Raw genomic sequence first — 17,000 nt, forward strand, 5'->3', positions numbered from 1 at the left:
CGGTCACAGCCGGGCGGCGCCGAGCTTCCAGTAGCCGCTGAACATCACGGAACGGCGGTCGACGCCGCGTTCCTTCACCAGGTGGCGGCGGACGGTGGTGGCCAGGGTCGACTCGCCGCACACCCAGGCGTAGTCCGGCGCGGGGGAGGGCAGGTCGGCCACCGCGCGGAGCAGGTGCGAGCCGGGTGCGTCGGCGCCGCGGTGGAGCCAGGTGACGGGTGCGTCGACGGCCACGCGGTAGTCCCCGTCGGGCACCTCGGCGAAGATCCGGGCGTCCGCGGGCACGCCCGACTCCAGGATCGCGCACAGGGCGGGCAGCGCGGTCTCGTCGGCGGCCAGCAGGACCGTGCCGGTGGACGGGGCGCGGTAGCCGGAGTTGCCCGCGCGGAAGCCGACGGACTGCCCCACCTCGGCGCGGGTCGCCCAGCGGGTGCCCGGCCCGGCGTCGCCGTGCAGGACGAAGTCCACGTCGACCTCGGTCAGCTCGGGCCGGTGGGCGCGGACCGTGTACCAGCGCAGGTCCGGCTGGTCCTCGGCGGGCAGGGCGCGGATCGCCGTGCGGACGTTGATGCGGTCCGCGCTCGGCATCGTCAACGGCCGGTCGGCCGGCGGCACCATCAGGCCGAAGCACTCGTCCGGGCCGGTCACGTGGTACTCGGCGAACTCCGGCGCCCGGAACGTCACCCGGCGCAGGTGCGGGGCGAGGTCGGCGACTGCGGCGACCGTCATGACGAACTGGTCGAACACGTCGCGCTGGTTGGGCGTCGCCGTGACCAGGCCGACGGCCTTGGTGAGCACCTTCAGCTGCAACTGGTCCAACGTCGAGTACCGGGGCATGGAGGTTAGGCTAAGCTAAATCAGTCCTCAGGCGAAGACCACGACGCTGCGCAGCACGTCGCCCGAGCGCATCGCGGTGAACGCCTGCTCCACCTCGGCCACGCCGATGCGCTCGGTGACGAAGTGGTCCAGGGGCAGGCGGCCCTGCAGGTGCAGGTCGACCAGCGGCGCGAAGTCGCGTGACGGGAGGCAGTCGCCGTACCAGCTCGTGCGGTAGGTGCCGTTGCGCAGGAACGTGTCCAGCAACGGCATCTCCAGGCGCATCCCGGAGTCGGGGCGGGCCACGAGCACGAACGTGCCGCCGAGCGCCCTCGCGTAGAACGCCTGCCGCCACGTCTCGGGCGTGCCGGCGGCGTCGATCACCACGTCCGCGCCGAGGTCGTCGGTCAGGGCGCGGATGGCGGCCACCACGTCCGGGGTCTGCCGGGCGTCGACCACGTCCGTCGCGCCCAGCACGCGGGCGTGGCACAGCTTCCGCTCGTCGAGGTCCACCGCGATGATCGTGGTGGCGCCGGCCAGCTTGGCGCCCGCGACGGCCGCGCAGCCCACACCGCCCACGCCGATCACGGCGACCGTGTCGCCGGTGGTGACGCCGCCGGTGTTCATCGCCGCGCCGAGGCCCGACATGACGCCGCAGCCCAGGAGGGCGGCGACGGCCGGGTCCGCCTTGGGCGAGACCGGGGTGCACTGGCCGGCGTGCACCAGCGTCAGGTCGGCGAACGCGCCGATGCCCAACGCCGGTTGCAGCGGCGTGCCGTCGGTGAGGGTCATCCTGGTCTTCGCGGTGTGGTCGTCCACGCAGGCCTCGGGCCGGCCGCGGCGGCACGCGCGGCAGCGACCGCAGACCGCGCGCCAGTTCAGCACCACGAAGTCGCCGGGCGCGACGTTGTCCACGCCGGGGCCGACCTGCTCGACGACGCCGGACGCCTCGTGGCCCAGCAGGTACGGGTAGGCGTCGCCGATCACGCCGTCGCGGTAGTGCAGGTCGGTGTGGCAGACGCCGGAGGCCAGGACGCGCACGGTCGCCTCGCCGGGGCCGGGATCGGGGACGACGATGTCGTGGCTGCGGACCGGTTCGCCCTTGCCCGTGGCGATGACTGCCTTGACGATCCTCGACATCTCCCGAGCCTCCACGTCGACCGGCCTCGTGACGGCCACAGGATAGGTGAAGCGAATGCCTGCGACCGGCCCAGCGGGAGTGCCTCCGGTCGCCGGCATCGGGATTTCCTATGGGCGGGTGCCGCGTGTTCTGTCTTACGTCCGCCCGGATTGGGCTGTTCGGCGCAAACTGCGATAGCGGAAGCGGTGTTTTCGCAGGACAAGGCGCGTGGCAGCATGAACGGGCCCGGCGGGCGGCTACCGCGGGAGGATCTGGAGAACCATGAGCACCGTGCCGAGAGTCGCGTCCGGCATCACCGCGTTCGCGGTGTTCGCGACCACCGTCAGCTTCGTCATCTCCACGGCGGGCTCGTCGATGAAGTCCACCGTCCAGGTGCTGTTCCTGCCGATCGCGGAGGACTTCGACGTCAGCCGCGGCACGCTCGCGGTCGGCACCACGCTGTTCGCCGTCGTGACGGCGCTCGCGTCGTCGGCGGTGGGCCACCTGGCCGACCGGATCGGCGCGGTGCCGGTGCTGGCGATCGGCGCGGGCATCACCGGTGTGGTGCTCGTGGTCTGCGCGCTGGCGAAGGACATCTGGGTGTTCGTGCCGACCTACGGCATCCTCGGCGCGATCGGCTGCACGATGCTGTCGTTCGTGCCGCTGGGCGTGCTGGCCGACCAGCTGTTCCAGGGCCGCAACGCCGGTTTCCTCTACGCGGTGCTGACCAACGGCGCGGCGGTCGGGTTCATGGTGCTGGTGCCGCTGTGGACGTTCCTGGGCGCGGTCACGTCGTGGCAGCAGATCCTGCTCGGCGTCGGCGTGGTGTTCCTGGTCGTGATGCTGCCGCTGTCGCTGCTGCTGGTTCGCTATTCGAACCGCAACGCCGCGCCGTCCGCGCCGGCCGAGCACGGCTTCTGGGCGGGCATCCGGATGGCGTTGGCGGACAAGCGGGTGCGCGGCCTCATCCTGCCGTTCTTCGCGTGCGGCACGACGATGGCGTTCATCGACGTCCACCTGTTCCCGCACATGCACGACCACGGCGTCGCGCCGGTGACCAGCTCGGCGGCGTTCGTGCTGCTGGGCGGGCTGGAGATCGTCGGCTCGCTGGTGGCGGGCCGGTTGTGCGACAAGGGCCTCATCCGGGCCACGCTGATCGGCGGTTACGCGCTGCGCGCCGCGTCGATGATGATCGCGCCGTTCTTCGCCGCCGAGTTCACCGTGCTGGTGTTCGGCGCGCTGTTCGGCGCCAGCTACCTCGTCACGGTCGTCGCCACCACGATGTGGATCGCGAAGATCCTGCCGCGCGGGCGCAAGGGCACGGCGATCGGCGTGCTGTGGGCGCTGCACATGGTCGCGGTCGCGGTCGGCAGCCAGCTCGGCGCGGTCCTGGCCGACGCCGCCGGCAGCTACTTGCCGGTCATCCTGGCCAGCGTCGCGCTCACGCTCGGCGCGGTCGTCCTGGTGGCCCTGCAACCCGACCCGAACGCCGTCGACGCCGAAGAGCCCGTCGCGGCCTGATCACGCGGGAAGGCCCCCGTCCTCGATCGGCGAATTCCAGGGGTGGTCGCAACACCGCTGCTAGGTGGTGGTGGCGAGAAGGGTAGCGAAGCGCTCGGCTGGGGTGTCCCAGCCGAGCGTTTTGCGTGGGCGGCCGTTGAGTTCCGCCGCGACGGCGGTCAGGTGCTCGCGGTCGTGCGGTGAGAGTTCGGTCGCCTTGGGGAAGTACTGGCGCAGCAGACCGTTCGTGTTCTCGTTGCTACCTCGCTGCCAGGGTGAACGCGGGTCGCAGAAGTACACCGGGACGTCGGTGGCCAGGGTGAACTCGTGATGCAGGTGCATCTCCGAGCCCTGGTCCCAGGTCAGCGACCGACGCAGGTGGACGGGCAGGCCGCGCATGGTCTCGACCAGGGCGTCGCGGACCTTGTCCGGCGTGCGGCCGTGGGGCAGGTGGACCAGCAGAGTGAAGCGGGTGGCGCGTTCGACCAGGGTGCCGATCGCGGACTTGCTCTCCCTGCCGATGATCAGGTCGCCTTCCCAGTGGCCGGGGACGGCCCGGTCTGCGACCTCGGCGGGCCGCTCGCTGATCATCACCATGTTGGACGACATGCGGGGTTGGCGCGCGGCGGACTGTCGGTGGGGGCGGCGCATCGCGCGCCCGGTGCGCAGCGCCCTGGTCAGCTCGCGGCGCAGTTCGCCGCGGCCCTGGACGTAGAGGGCCTGGTAGATCGTCTCGTGGGTCACGTGCATCTCCGGCCGGTCGGGGAAGTCCCGCCGCAACCGTCGCACGATCTGCTCCGGGCTCCATCTCCGATCCAGTCCGGCCTGGACGACCCGGCGCAGTTCGGGGGCTGCCGCGAGCTTGCCGGGTTTCGGGCGTCTGCGGCGTTTGTCGGCGCGGTCCTGCGCCACGTGCGGGCCGTAGTGGCCGCTGGCGGAGTGGCTGTTGCGGCGCAGCTCGCGGCTGATCGTGGACGGCGCCCTGTCCAGCTCGCGCGCGATGGTCCGGACGCCCGCCCCGCCGCGCACCAGGTCTGCGATCCGCAAGCGTTCGTCCTGGGACAGGAACCGACCGCGACCCTCGTCCGCCCGGTGCCGGACAACCAGCGCGGGCGGACGGGGGCGGCGGTTCTTCGCGCCGAGTTCCGGCCGCCCGTTGCGCCACTCGCGGCCGGTTCTCGGATGCACTCCGACACGGCGACATGCCTCGCCGTTGCTCAGCCCCTGATCCATGAGCGCAAAGTAAGCCTCGCGCTCACGGGTGAGCTTCCTGCGCCCCTGCGCCGTCCTGTCGGCCCGGATCTGGAAGTCCATCGCGTCCCCGAACACTCGGGGTGTTGCGACGATCCCTAGAACTCAAGATCCGGGGACGGGGGCCTTCCGCACGGGGTCACGCCCGGCGCGTGATGTCCATGTACCAGTTGGTCTCCCACGTCTGCCCGCCGTCGGCCGACATGGCCTGCTCCCACCGCGCCGAGTCACCGGTGATGCGGTGCCACAGGAAGCGGATGCGGACGGGCACGCCGTCCTGCACCTCGTCGCCGTGGAACGTGCCGACGCCGTCGGTGAAGGAGCCGAACAGCGGTGGGAAGAACACGCCCGAGTCGCTGCTCGCCCAGTTCAGCGACCAGCGACCGGTGGCGGCGTCGAACAGCCGCACGGTCAGGCCGGACGTCCCGTCGGGGAACGTGATCTCGTCCACGTTCCCCGCGCCGCCGAAGATCGGGCGCACCTCCGACGAGGAGGCGAACTCCTCCCAGTCGTCGCTGCCCACCAACCGCCGCCGCAGCCTGCGGTTGTGGATCGACCAACGGCCTGTCAGGAAGTCGAAGTCACCCACCGTCCGCCCCTCCCGCCCGGTTCCGGATGGCCGCGTACACGGCGACCGCGGCGCCCAGCTCCACCACCGCCAGCACGGGCCACGCGCCGTGGCCCAGCTGGAGGAACAGGAACCCGCCGACGATCGGACCGGCGGCGGCGCCGAGGCCGTAGACGAACTGGAAGCTGCCGATGTAGCGGCCCTTGAGGTGGGCGGGGCCGGCCATGCCGGGGTAGGCGAACAGCATGGGGCCGCCGATGATCTCGCCCAGCGTCCACACCAGCGTGCCCGCCACGATCACCGCCGGGCCCAGTGGCAGCGCGTACAGCGCGAAGCCGGCGCCGATCACGACGAACGCGACCGCGACGACCAGGTTGGCCCGCATGTGCTGCGTCTTCTTGGTCACCACCAGTTCGAGCAGGATGACCGCGCCGCCGTTCACCGCGACCGCGAACGTGTACCAGAAGATCGGCACCCCGGACGCCTGCACGTCCAGCGGCAGCGTCGACAGGTACTGCACGTAGACCACGGCGTGGAAGAACGTCGCCACCAGGTACACCAGGAAGCGCCGGTCGCGCAGCACGTCGACGTAGCTGCCCGCGGGCGCCGGCTCGTCGCCCGCCGCCTGCCTCGCCCCCGTCCTGGCGGGCAGCACGCGGTAGGCGACCAGCGCGTACGCCGCCGCGACCGCCGCCTCACCCCAGAACAGCAGGCCGTAGTCGTCACCGCCGAGCTGGTAGAGGCCGAAGCCGATCAGCGGCGCGGCGGTCGTGCCCAGGTTCAGGCCGAACCGGTACATGGCGAAGACCATGACCTGCCGGTCGTCGGGCGTGAGCTCGGACAGCAGGGTGGCCGACGCGGGCCGGTAGACCTGGGAGACCGCGCCGAGCACGGCCACCGCGGCGACGAGCAGCGCGTAGTCCGGCAGGTAGAGCAGCGGGGGGGGGGGGCGCCCCCCCCCCCCCCAGCAGATCCCGGGGGGTGTTGGGGCGTGTCGGGCTGGTAGAGCTGCGGGGGGGTGCGCACCGCCGCGCCACCCATGCTGAGCACGGTGGAGTTGCGCGCGCCGAGCCGGTCGGCCAGCGCGCCGCCGACCAGGACGCCGATGACGTTGCCGACGCCGTAGACGCCCAACGCCGTCGCCGCCTGGCCCGCGGAGAACCCCCGGGCGGTCAGGAACAGCACGAGGAAGATGTTGAGGAACCCACCGACCTTGTTCACGAACACGCCGGCCAGCACGGCCTTCACGGCCGCCGGCGACTCGACGAACGTCCGCCAGATGCCCTGGTCGGTGTTCTTCGCGGTGGTCATCAGGCGCTCGTCACGTCCAGCGCGGCGTCGGCCGCGTCGAGCCGGGCGGCGACCTCGTCGCGCGAGGCGCCGGTGGCGATGGCGAACGCGATGCGGCCCCACACCGTGCCCTTGGGCGGGGGTGAGACGACCGCGCCCGGCTGTGCGACCGTGACGACGCGGTCGATGCCCTCGGGCAGCTTGGCGGAGTCGAACGCCAGCGAGCCGAGCGTGGTGTCCTCCTCCTCGACGTAGAAGAACCGGATGCCCGCCACGCGGTCGTGCGCGTGCGCGACGTCCACCGCGCCGCCGGTGGCCGCGCCCGCCGCGACCAGGCCCGGGTCGACGCCCGTGGCGAGCAGGCCGAGGTAGGGGATCATGTCGCCGCCGAGGCGGCCGTTGACCTCGATGACCTTGGGACCCTCGGCGGTCAGCATGTACTCGGCGTGCGTGATGCCGTCGGTGAAGCCCAACGCCTTGTGCGTCCGCTGGGCCACGTCGAGCAGCACGTCGTCGGTCAGCAGCGGGTCCGAGGCGTCCACGAAGTGGCCGATCTCCTCGGCGTACGGGTGGTAGCCGACTACCTTGCGGCCGACGAACAGCGGCGTCACGACACCGTCGCGCACCACCGAGTCGACGCTGATCTCCTCACCCGACACGAACTCCTCGACCAGGATCGGCTGGTCGGTGTCGAACACCACCGGCTCCGGCCCGCGCGCCGCCTCGGTGAACGCGAAGTTCGCGCGCACCTCGTCCTCGTCGTGCACCTTGACCACGCCCAGGCTGGCGCCGAGACCGCGCGGCTTGAGGATCGCCGGGTACCCGACCTCGGCCGCCGCCGCCACCGCCTCGTCCACGGTCTTCACGGGGATCGACTCCGGCTGCGGCACGCCCGACGCCTTGAGCGCCGCCCGCGTGCCGCCCTTGTCGCGCAGGCGCCAGATCACGTCCGGGTCGCCGTTGCGCAGCCCTAAAGCCCGCGCGACGAACGCGGTCGCGTGGATGCGCACCTCGTCCCAGCACAGCACCCCGGAGAACGGCGTGCCGGCGTGGATCTCCGCCGCTGCCGCCGCCATGGCCGGCCCGTCGGTGGTGGAGGGCAGCACGGTCCAGCCGGACACGTACTCCTTCTCCCAGTCGGGCTCGGCGGTCAGGAACAGGTGCACCCGGTACTCCGCGCTGATCGAGCGCAGCAGGTACTCGCGGTACAACCGCATGCCGGTCGCGACCACGAGCAGCAGGGGCCGCTGGTCGGTGTTGCTCATCGGGGCTCCACTCTCGATAGGACTTGCACACCGCCGAACGCCTTCTCGCGCTCGCGCTCCTCGTCGGTCACGGCGATCCGCCGTGCCGCGTACCGCAACGTCGGCGGCGCCATCAGCGACGTCACGACCGACACCAGCACCACGACCGTGTAAGCCTCGGTCGACAGCACCTCCAGCCGCAGGCCGACCAGCGCCACGATCACGCCGATGACACCGCGCGCGTTGAGCCCCGCGCCGAGCGCGAGACCTTCCCAGTGGCTGAGCCTGGCCAGCCGCGCGCCCGCGTAGGCGCCCGCGAACTTGCCGACCACGGCCAGCAGCAGCACGGCCAGCGCCGCGCCGAGCACGGCCGGGTGCCGCAGGGCCGTGAGGTCCATCCGCAGGCCCGCCGTCGCGAAGAACAGCGGCGCCAGCACGCCCATCACGAACGTCCGCAGCACCGTCAGCGGCTCACGGGCGACACCGCCGACCGACGAGATGACCAAGCCGCACACGAACGCCCCCAGCACCGGCTCGAGGTCCAAGGCGTGCGTGCCGGCGGCGGACGCTATCACCAGCAGCACGACCACCGCCACGGTCACCCCGGGATCACCGGAGCGCTCCGCGAGCCGCAACGCGCCGCGCGCCAAGGGCCGCACCGCGACCACGGCGAGCACGAGCACCACGGCCAGCGCGCCCAGCGACCACGCCACGTGCCCGGCGGTCAGCCCGGCGCCGGCCATCCCGGACACCACGGCCAGCAGCGACCAGCCCACCACGTCGTCGACCGCGGCGGCGGTGACGGTGAGCTGCCCGATGTCGCGGTGCAGCAGGTTCATCTCCAGCAGCACCTTGGCGATCACCGGGATGGCGCTCACGCACACCGCCACCCCGAGGAACAGCGCGAAGACCTGCCGGTCCGCCGCCGGGCCGAGCATGGCGGCGGGCAGGAGGAACCCGGCGCCGACACCGAGCCCCAGCGGTATGAGCAGCCCTCCCGCGCCGACCCAGGTGGCGGCCCGGCGCTGCCGGCGCACCAGACCGAGGTCGAGGTGCATGCCGGTGAACCCCACCAGCAGCAGCACGCCGAACTGGCCGACGGCGTCGAGCAGGTGCACCTGGGCCGGGTCGTCGAACACCGGGGCGAACGTGCCCAGCAGCGACGGCCCGAGCACCACCCCGGAGGCGAGTTCGCCGACGACGGCGGGCATCCCGAGCCGGACGGAGAGCCGCCCGAGGACGAGCGCCACCCCGAGCAGCACGGCGACCTGCACCAGGAACATGAGCAACGAATGCGCGCCGAGCGTGCTCGGCGGCGCGGCGGACAAGACCACGGGCGAACCCCCTGTGAGCGGTGGAGAAACGGCACGGGGCCCGGTGCGGACCCCGTGCCGAGGGGATCAGTCGCGGTAGTACCAGTTCTCGGGGTTGATCATCCCGTACGGGTTGATCGGCCCGAACCCGCCGAGCGTGTTGGCGACCTCGAACAGCCGGATCGGGAAGTTCGGCGTGAAGATGACCGGCACCTCGTTGGCGATGTAGTCCTGGTACTCGTAGAGCACGTCCAGGTCGTCGCTGGTGACGGTGCGCTCGATCAGCGCGTCGGCCTTCGGGTCGCTGTAGAAGCCGAAGTTGCCGCCCGCCTTGGTGGAGAACAGGATCTCGCCGGTCGGGTGGTGGTAGGCCCAGCCGCCGTTCCAGCAGCACATCTCCCACGTGCACGGCGTGGTGGCGGTCGGCTCGCACGGCGCGTCCTCGGCCACGAGGATCGAGCCGTACACCTCCTGGAGCCGCAGCTCGATGCCCGCCTTCGCGGCGGCGTCGCGGAAGTTCTCCATCACCCGGGTCAGGGCAGGGCGGCCCTCGACGTAGCGCAGCAGGATCGACAGCTTCGTGCCCGCGGGGATGCCCGCGCCCGCCTCGCCCGGACCCGTGCCCGGCCGCACGCACACCGCGGGCGTGACGCTGGTGTCCCAGCCGTTGGCCTCCAGCAGCGCCTTGGCGTTCTCGGGGGAGAACGGCAGCGGCCACGCGCCCTCGCGCTGGCGCGGCGAGACGTAGTCGGTCTTCGGGTACATCGGCACCGGGCCGTTCTGCCGGTACGCGTAGCCCTGGTAGATGTCGCGCACCGCCGTGTCCTGGTCCAAAGAGGACTGCAGCGCCTGGCGGATGTACGTCTGCGCGAACATCTTGCCGACCACGGTCGGGTTGTTGAAGTTCAGCGAGATGTACCGGATGCAGAACGCCGACTGCGGGAACATCGTGTACTCGGTCAACGGGTTCGGCCCGCCGACCACCGGGTCGACCGCGGGCTCCGTGGCGAAGCTCAGCGGCAGGTAGCCGACCTGGATGCCGTTCTCGGCGTCCGGGCCCGCCTTCAGCATCTCGTACTGCTCCTCGTCGGAGAACGTCGGCACCTGGCGGAACTCGTCCAGGTACGGCTTGTTCGGCCCCGAGTAGTGCTCGTTGGGCACGAACGTGACCACGCCCTCCAGCGTGTAGCTCTTGAGCCGCCACGGGCCGCTCACGATGCTCCAGATGGGGCTGTCGGCCCACTTGGTGCGGTGGGCGTTGCCCTCGTCGACGATGTCGCCCTGCTGCGCCATCAGGTACTGGTAGACCGCCTCGACGTCGGCGAGGTCGCCGGAGGCGTTCGCCGGGCCGGCCTCGGTGCGGTCCCACGCCTTGGGCAGCGGCGTGATCGTGCTGAGCTGGTTGTAGAGCACCCAGTGCTTGGAGTAGACCTTGTCGAAGGTGAAGAACACCTCGTCGTCGGCGACCTTGCCGTAGTCGGTGAGGTTGTCCGGGAAGTAGCCGGGCACGTACTCGCCGTACCGGGCGCCCTTGACCTTCATCAGGTTCACCCAGAACAGGACGTTCTCGGCGGACAGCGTCTCGCCGTTGGACCACTTCCACGGCTTGACCTTGACCCGCACGGTCAGGCCGTCCTCGCTCCACACCGGCTCCTCGCCGATGCTCTGCGAGTAGTCCACGTTCGGGGTGCCGTCGCTGCCGAAGTAGTACAGCGTCCGGTACATCAGCGCCTGGAACTCCAGGATGTTGCGGGTGCCCATGCGCTCGGCGGGCGTGAACGGGAAGATCACGGCGGGCGGGAAGCCCGGCGCGCACGCCCACGTGACGACGCCGCCCTTGCGCGGCGTGCCCTCCTTGCGGGCGGTGATGGTGCTCGCGGAAGTCATGGCTGCTCGTCGGCCTCTCGGGTCAGTTCGCGGTCTGAGCGGGGATTTCCTCGATGGTCGAGACGCCGGACGCGGCGTGCTCGCCGAAGCGCTCCCACACCTCGTCGAGGCGGATGCGGCCGTCTTCCAGCACCTTCGGCGTGCTGCGGCAGTGCCCGGAGATGACCTGGCCGTCGTCGAGGACCATGCAGTAGGCGAAGTCGAGGGCGCCGTCGGGCTTCGCGGTGCCGGTCAGCGCGCCGCGGCGGGCCTTGCCGCCGAGGAACTCGCCCCAGAGCAGGTCGCCGTCCTGGTGGTACACGGCGACCCGGCTCTCCTCGGGGCCACCACCGGTGACCGGGTGGAACCTCTTGCCGTCGTAATTGATCATCGAGCTGGCTCCCCACGCAGTTCGAGCGTGCAGCACTTCGCGCTGCCGCCGGATTTGAGAAGTTCGGACAGGTCGACACCAATGGGCGTGAAACCCCGGTCGGCGAGCTGGTCGGCCAGGTGGGTGGCCTCCTGCGCCAGCAGGACGTGCTTGCCGTCGCTGACGGCGTTGAGGCCGAACACCTCGGCGTCGTGGTCGCCGGCGATCACGGCGTCGGGGTACAGGGAGCGCAGCACGCCCCTGCTCCACGTCGAGAACGCCTCGGGGTAGTACATGATCAGGTCGTCGTCCAGCACCGCCAGCGCGGTGTCCAGGTGGTAGAACCGCGGGTCGACCAGGTCGAGCGTCACGACCTCGCGCCGGAAGAACCGGGCCGCCTCCACGTGCGAGCGCTGGTCGGTGCGGAAGCCCGTGCCCGCCAGGATCCGGTCGCCCACCAGCAGGTAGTCGCCCTCGCCCTCGTTCACCCAGAACGCCTCGTGAGTGCGGAAGCCGTGCTCGCGGAACCACTCCAGGTACGCCGGCCCCTCAGCCTCGCGCTGGCGGAACCGGAACCGCGCCGACAGCACCCGGCCGTCCACCACGGTCGCGCCGTTCGCGGCGAACACCATGTCCGGCAGCCCGGGCTCGGGCTCGATCAGCTCGACGTCGTGGCCGAGGTCGAGGTACAGCGACCGCAGCCGGCTCCACTGGAGCAGGGCGATGGACGCGTCGGTCGGCTTCTCGGGGTTCATCCACGGGTTGATGGAGTAGGAGACGTCGAAGTGCTCCGGCGGGCACATCAGGTACCTGCGGCGGCGCGCGGTGCGTTGCTCGGGCTCGGACACGGCGGTGGAGTCCTCTCTGGCCGGTGGCGCCACCGGTCCGCCACATGTGACGCGGAGGGCCGGCGACGCCTGCGGTGTGGCGCTACTGGAAATCGACCTCGATCTTGGCTGCGTAGTCGTTCATCAGGGCGAAAGCGTCGGCCTCCGACGTGCCGGTGGCGCCGAGGAAGCCGATGATCGTGTTGCCGTCCGGCGGGCGCTTGACCACGTCGCCGGGCCGTGCGGTGATCTTGAGCAGGAACACGCGGTCCGAAGTGGACACCTCTTCGGGCACGCGCACCTCGCGCACCACGCCCGCGTCGGAGATCAGGCACATCGCGGCGATGTGCGTGCCGGTGGGCCGGAAGTGGCGGACGTTCGGCCGCCGCCCCGCGCCGATGTCCACCACGGCGGCGATCGGGTCGTGCTCGGCGGTGATGCGGGCGATCATGTCGAGCCCGCCGCCGCCGACCCGCGCCGCGATCTCCAGTAGGTAGGGCTTGCCCTGGTGGAAGCGGACCTCGGCGTGCATCACGCTGTTCGTGAGGCCTTGCGCCAACGCGCCCGCCGTGACGACCTCGTGCACGGCCGCCAGGTCCTCCGGGCTCATCGACGTCGGCGCGTGGTGCACGTCGTCGTCGAACGTCCCGCCCTCGGCGGTGATGCGGTCCACCACCGACCCGAGGTACACCTCGCCGTCCCACGCGACGGCTTCCATCAGGTACTCCTTGCCGTCCAGGAAGGACTCGACGAGCAGCCCGTTGGGGCCCAGGTCGATCCCGTCCGCCTCGGAGTTCGCCCAGAACAGGTCCTGGATGCCCTGCGCGGCCTGCTCGTAGTGCTCGGTGAGCTCGGCGTCGTCGTCGCAGCGGAACACGAAGTGGCTGCCCGCGCCCAACGTCGGCTTGACGATCACGGGGTAGCCGAACTCGTCCGCCGCCGCCTTCGCCTCGGCCAGCGAGGTGACGAAGCGGAAACCGGGGATCGGCGCGCCGGCCTTCTCGTGCGCCTGCCGCATCAGGTACTTGTTGCGGCTGTTCAGCGCCGCCTCGACGCCGATGCCGGGCAGGCCGAGCGCCTCGGCGATCGCCGCGACCGCCACCACGGCCGCCTCGGAGAAGGTGATCACGCCGTCGAACGCCTCGGTGGCGTGCCACTGCTTGGCGGTGGCGATCATCTCGTCGATGTTCTTCGACCCCACCAGGCGGTAGTGGTCGGCGGGCCAGAAGTCCTCGGTGCCCTCGCCGTTGAGCACGTACAGGTCCACGCCCAGGTCCTGCACCTGCCGGTAGCGCGAGTGGTAGTACTCGAGGTACTGGCGGGTCTCGATGGTCAGCAGCTTCACGGTGCGTCGCCTCCTAGCTCACGCCGTCGAGGGCCGCGTGCTGCTCGGCCGGCGCGTGCGTGCCGGGCAGCGACGGGAACCGGAACGGCCGGATCTCGGCCGGCATGTCGTCGCCGATGGTCAGGTCGACGCCCTGCGCGGACACGTCGGCCGCGACGTCGACCAGGATCGGCGCGGCGCACGCGAGCAGCGTGCGCGCTTCCAGCAGCAGGTCGCCGGGCTGCGTCGGCGCCTTGCCGTTGCGGCGGTGGTCCACCGCGTCGGCCAGCGCCCGCAGCCGCCCGAGCTGCGTCACGATCGTCTCCGCGGCGCGGCCCATGCTGAACCCGGGCAGGTCGTAGCACAGCCGGAACCGCTTGAGCACGGTCGCCGCGCGCCAGCGCCCGGCCTCGGTGGTGGCCAGCGGGCGGGTGCCGTCCACCCCGACCATGGCCAGCGCGATGGCCTCGGCCAACTCGTTCCACGGCGTGATCAGGCGGCGCGTGGTCGTCGAGTGCAGGGCGTCGCGGGTGAAGTTCGCCCGCTGGAACTCGGGACCGGTCAGCGCCAGGTAGAACCGCACCAGGTCGCGCGGCACCTCCGCCAGCAGGTCCGCGCTCCAGATCAGGTGGTTGCGGCTGGTGGAGAACTTCTCGCCGTCCAGGTCGTAGAACTCGTTGCAGACGTTGGACTCCGGCGTCGTGTACTTGTCGCCGTGCGCGAGCAGCATCACCAGGTCGACCAGGCCCCAGTGGTAGACGTTGTCGAAGCCGTGGAAGTACACGAGCTCCGCGTCGTGGTCGGCGCGCCAGAGCTCGTCGACCCCCGCCGTGGGGCGGCCCAGCTGCGTCGCCGTCCACCACGTGGCGTACATCGAGGCGGGCATCGCCTCGACCCACGGGTAGACGATCTGGCCGGGGGTCTCCGGGAACGGCGCGGCGATGCCCCACGTGCCGGGGATCGTCACCGGGATGTCCGGCAGCGGCTTGGACAGCAGCTCGCTGATCAGCTGCCGCGCGTGCGGTCGCCAGCGGGGCGTGCGCGCCGCGTAGTAGGACGTGAGCCGCTCGCGGTAGTCCTCCATCGGCAGCACGAGGATCTCGCACTCCCGGTACACCACGGTGTCGCTCGGGTCGATGGTGTACTTCGGGTCGAGCAGCTCGTCGAAGTTGTTCGGGTGGCCGCAGTTCTCGCACGCGCCGCCGCAGCTGCCGGCCAGGCACGACGGACACGTGCCGGTGACGAGGCCGTCGTAGAGGAACGCGCCCGCGTTGCGCGCGTAGGGCAGCTGCACCTTGCGGAGGTGGAACCGGCCGGCGGCGTGCAGCTCCTTGAGGAAGTCCAGCACCGTCGTGCGGTACCGGTCGTCGATCGGCGGCAGGCCCGGCATCAGCGTGCCCATCGCGTCGAGCGACCGCTCGATCTTCGCCATCGACGTCCGCACCAGCTCGTCGGGCGCCAGGCCGCGCCGGTGCGCGGTGGACACCACGTAGCTCTGGCTGTCGTCGGTGCACGTCGTGTAGAGCACCTGTCGACCGGTGGCGCGCAGGTAGCGCGCGTACACGTCGCCGCCCAGGTACGGGCCCGACATGTGACCGACGTGCAGGTCGCCGTTCGACGTGGGCGTCGCGGCGACGACGATCGCCGGTCGGGAACGGGTCGTCACGAGGCGGCTCCCTCGTGGCGGGCGGCGAACTTCCCGGCCAGCTCGGCGTCCCACCAGATCGCGTAGAACTGGAAGTCCTCGGCGCCCTTGTTGACGACCTGGTGCTTCTCGTGCGGCGTGAAGTGCACGACGTCACCGGCCTTGAACGGCGTGGCGCCCGCCTGCGTGATGATCTCGGCCTCACCGGTCATGGCGACCCAGATCTCGTACTCGTGGTGGCCGTGGGCGCCCGACTCGGCGCCGGGGCGCACCACGCACCACGAGCCCTCGAACGGCGCGTTGACCAGGTCCCACGGCATCAGGCGCTGGGCGTCCAGGCCGTTGTCGAGTTTGAGGTTGTCCCGGTCCAGGGGGCGGATTTCCATCATGGTGACGACTCCTCTCGGGTCAGGCGGGTTGGGGTGCTTCGGCGAACAGCTCGGTGACGCGCTGCGGCACCACGGGCACGGTCTCCTCGTCGGCGTCGGCGAGGTCGGCGACGATCTCCGCGGCCCGGATCGCCAGGACGCTGATCAACGAGTCCGCGATGCCGTGCGTGGCCTCGTTCACGCCCTGCAGGTACACCCGGGCGGACACCGCCTCGGGGAGTTGCAGGCGGTAGTTCCGGGTGACGGCGAAGTCCTCCTGGCCGACCTCGGCGGCCATCGAGCGCACCAGGGTCGGCATCCGCTTGTCGAAGCCGGTGCCGAGCATCACCCGGTCGCAGCGCAGCTCGCTGCGCTCGCCCGTGCGGCGGTCCAGCAGGGTCAGCACGACCTCGTCGTCCACCAGCGCGGAGTCGACGACCTCCGCCATCGTGACCATCGACAGCCGCTGGGTGCCGGTCAGCTTCTCCAGGTACATCGTGTGGTAGAGGTTGTCCAGCATGGCCGGCGACAGGCCCGCGTAGTTGGTGCGGTGCATCTCGCGCAGCAGCTGCGTCCGCGCGTCGGGCTGCGCCTCGTTGAACTTGTCCACGAACGACGGGTAGAACAGCTCGTTGGTGAACTTGCTGCTCTCGTAGCCGTTGAGGCCGATCGAGCGCATCACCATCGTCACCTTGGCGCGCGGGAACGTCTCGTGCGCCGACCACAGCATCTCCGCCGCGCTCTGCGCGCCGCCGATCACGACGATGCGGTGCTCGCCCTCCGGGTCGAGCGCGCCGATCCGGGTCACGAACTCGGTGCTGTGCACCACGCGCTCCCTCGGCAGCGCCGCGAACTCCGTCGGCAGGTGCGGGTCGCGGCCGACGCCGATGACCAGCGTCGCGCACGACACCGTGCTGCCGTCGGCGAACCGCACCAGCCACCGGTCCACCGAACCGGCCTCGCCGTGCTGCGGCTCGACGGCGACCGCGCGCCGCCCGTGCTGGAGCCGGACCTTCGTCAACGACCGCGCCACCCACGCCAGGTAGCCCGAGATCTCCAGGCGGTAGGGCGTGAAGGTGCCGAGGTTGATGAACTCGTCGAGGCGGCCCGTCGAGTGCAGGTAGTTGACGAACGAGTACGGGCTGGTCGGGTTCCGCAGCGTCACCAGGTCCTTGAGGAAGGACACCTGGCTGCGCGACCAGGGCAGCAGCATCCCGCGCTGCCACACGATGTCGTCGTGCTGCTCCACGACGAGCGCGCGTGCGGCGAGGTCGGGGGACAGCTCCTCCAGCGCGACGGCAAGGGCCAGGTTCGCGGGGCCCGCTCCGATCGCGAGCAGTTCTACATCCTGGTGGTCCAACACAGTCTCCAAGCCTTGTCGGGTGGCGCCGCGGCGGCGGTGCCGGAGTGCGGGACGTGGGGGCCCGGGGCGGGGGGGGGGGCCCGGGGGGGGCGCCGGGGGCGGGGTGGGCCCCCGCCGGGGGGCGGGCCGGCAGGA

Annotated in this window: 16 protein-coding genes; 1 reads left to right on the plus strand and 15 read right to left on the minus strand. The window is 71.3% G+C overall.

Annotation, left to right across the window (positions count from 1 at the left end; translation table 11 throughout):
- Positions 1-3: 3 nt before the first annotated feature.
- Both LNK82_RS38435 and LNK82_RS38440 read right to left on the minus strand, forming a co-directional pair.
- A complete protein-coding gene (locus LNK82_RS38435; RefSeq protein WP_230571778.1) occupies positions 4-837 on the minus strand; it encodes a siderophore-interacting protein in 834 nt (277 codons plus the stop codon).
- 27 nt (positions 838-864) lie between these two features.
- Positions 865-1,956, minus strand: a complete 1,092-nt coding sequence (locus LNK82_RS38440) for an S-(hydroxymethyl)mycothiol dehydrogenase (protein ID WP_230571779.1) — start codon at positions 1,954-1,956, stop codon at positions 865-867.
- 262 nt (positions 1,957-2,218) lie between these two features.
- On the opposite strand from LNK82_RS38440, the gene LNK82_RS38445 reads away from it, so the two are divergent.
- On the plus strand, positions 2,219-3,457 hold the full coding sequence (locus LNK82_RS38445; protein WP_230571780.1) for an MFS transporter: 1,239 nt from the start codon (positions 2,219-2,221) through the stop codon (positions 3,455-3,457).
- A gap of 60 nt (positions 3,458-3,517) precedes the next feature.
- Here the strand turns inward: LNK82_RS38445 and LNK82_RS38450 are convergent, their stop codons facing one another.
- The 13 genes from LNK82_RS38450 to LNK82_RS38505 all read right to left on the minus strand — a co-directional run bounded on the left by LNK82_RS38450 (position 3,518) and on the right by LNK82_RS38505 (position 16,865).
- Positions 3,518-4,657, minus strand: coding sequence for an IS30 family transposase (locus tag LNK82_RS38450; protein WP_372470765.1), 1,140 nt, complete (start codon positions 4,655-4,657; stop codon positions 3,518-3,520).
- Positions 4,658-4,826: 169 nt separating this feature from the next.
- Positions 4,827-5,276 carry a hypothetical protein gene (locus tag LNK82_RS38455; RefSeq protein ID WP_230571781.1) on the minus strand — a complete coding sequence of 150 codons (450 nt, stop codon included), beginning with the start codon at positions 5,274-5,276 and terminating at the stop codon, positions 4,827-4,829.
- Positions 5,269-6,153 (minus strand): MFS transporter, encoded by an 885-nt coding sequence (locus LNK82_RS48020; RefSeq protein WP_230571782.1) that lies wholly within the window; start codon positions 6,151-6,153, stop codon positions 5,269-5,271. Before LNK82_RS48020 ends, LNK82_RS38455 begins: the two co-directional genes overlap by 8 nt.
- Positions 6,036-6,566 (minus strand): MFS transporter, encoded by a 531-nt coding sequence (locus LNK82_RS48475; RefSeq protein WP_372470761.1) that lies wholly within the window; start codon positions 6,564-6,566, stop codon positions 6,036-6,038. The genes LNK82_RS48020 and LNK82_RS48475 overlap by 118 nt, the downstream gene beginning before the upstream one ends.
- Entirely contained in the window at positions 6,566-7,810 is a 1,245-nt protein-coding gene (locus tag LNK82_RS38465; RefSeq protein WP_230571783.1) for an ATP-grasp domain-containing protein, read from the minus strand. Before LNK82_RS38465 ends, LNK82_RS48475 begins: the two co-directional genes overlap by 1 nt.
- Complete coding sequence (locus LNK82_RS38470; RefSeq protein ID WP_230571784.1) at positions 7,807-9,123, minus strand: cation:proton antiporter; 1,317 nt, start codon at positions 9,121-9,123, stop codon at positions 7,807-7,809. The genes LNK82_RS38465 and LNK82_RS38470 overlap by 4 nt, the downstream gene beginning before the upstream one ends.
- Before the next feature lie 66 nt (positions 9,124-9,189).
- A complete protein-coding gene (locus LNK82_RS38475) occupies positions 9,190-10,989 on the minus strand; it encodes an ABC transporter substrate-binding protein (protein WP_230571785.1) in 1,800 nt (599 codons plus the stop codon).
- Between the two features lie 22 nt (positions 10,990-11,011).
- On the minus strand, positions 11,012-11,359 hold the full coding sequence (locus LNK82_RS38480; protein ID WP_230571786.1) for an avidin-fold protein: 348 nt from the start codon (positions 11,357-11,359) through the stop codon (positions 11,012-11,014).
- On the minus strand, positions 11,356-12,186 hold the full coding sequence (ddaH, locus tag LNK82_RS38485) for a dimethylargininase (protein WP_372470762.1): 831 nt from the start codon (positions 12,184-12,186) through the stop codon (positions 11,356-11,358). The genes LNK82_RS38480 and ddaH overlap by 4 nt, the downstream gene beginning before the upstream one ends.
- Before the next feature lie 82 nt (positions 12,187-12,268).
- A complete protein-coding gene (locus tag LNK82_RS38490; RefSeq protein WP_230571787.1) occupies positions 12,269-13,510 on the minus strand; it encodes an ATP-grasp domain-containing protein in 1,242 nt (413 codons plus the stop codon).
- Positions 13,511-13,523: 13 nt separating this feature from the next.
- A complete protein-coding gene (locus LNK82_RS38495; RefSeq protein WP_230571788.1) occupies positions 13,524-15,155 on the minus strand; it encodes a class I tRNA ligase family protein in 1,632 nt (543 codons plus the stop codon).
- Positions 15,152-15,523, minus strand: a complete 372-nt coding sequence (locus LNK82_RS38500; RefSeq protein WP_201439749.1) for a cupin domain-containing protein — start codon at positions 15,521-15,523, stop codon at positions 15,152-15,154. The genes LNK82_RS38495 and LNK82_RS38500 overlap by 4 nt, the downstream gene beginning before the upstream one ends.
- A 19-nt stretch (positions 15,524-15,542) precedes the next feature.
- Positions 15,543-16,865, minus strand: a complete 1,323-nt coding sequence (locus tag LNK82_RS38505; RefSeq protein ID WP_230571814.1) for a lysine N(6)-hydroxylase/L-ornithine N(5)-oxygenase family protein — start codon at positions 16,863-16,865, stop codon at positions 15,543-15,545.
- Between the last annotated feature and the right edge of the window lie 135 nt (positions 16,866-17,000).

The sequence above is a fragment of the Saccharothrix luteola genome, from assembly GCF_020859565.1.
Lineage (GTDB): Bacteria > Actinomycetota > Actinomycetes > Mycobacteriales > Pseudonocardiaceae > Actinosynnema > Actinosynnema luteola.

Bases quoted from the DNA above. Each gene is read 5' to 3' on its own strand.
- LNK82_RS38480 (WP_230571786.1), bottom strand. From the start codon at position 11,359: ATGATCAATTACGACGGCAAGAGGTTCCACCCGGTCACCGGTGGTGGC.
- LNK82_RS38445 (WP_230571780.1), top strand. From the start codon at position 2,219: ATGAGCACCGTGCCGAGAGTCGCGTCCGGCATCACCGCGTTCGCGGTG.
- LNK82_RS38440 (WP_230571779.1), bottom strand. From the start codon at position 1,956: ATGTCGAGGATCGTCAAGGCAGTCATCGCCACGGGCAAGGGCGAACCG.
- LNK82_RS38475 (WP_230571785.1), bottom strand. From the start codon at position 10,989: ATGACTTCCGCGAGCACCATCACCGCCCGCAAGGAGGGCACGCCGCGC.
- LNK82_RS38465 (WP_230571783.1), bottom strand. From the start codon at position 7,810: ATGAGCAACACCGACCAGCGGCCCCTGCTGCTCGTGGTCGCGACCGGC.
- LNK82_RS48475 (WP_372470761.1), bottom strand. From the start codon at position 6,566: ATGACCACCGCGAAGAACACCGACCAGGGCATCTGGCGGACGTTCGTC.
- LNK82_RS38435 (WP_230571778.1), bottom strand. From the start codon at position 837: ATGCCCCGGTACTCGACGTTGGACCAGTTGCAGCTGAAGGTGCTCACC.
- LNK82_RS38500 (WP_201439749.1), bottom strand. From the start codon at position 15,523: ATGATGGAAATCCGCCCCCTGGACCGGGACAACCTCAAACTCGACAAC.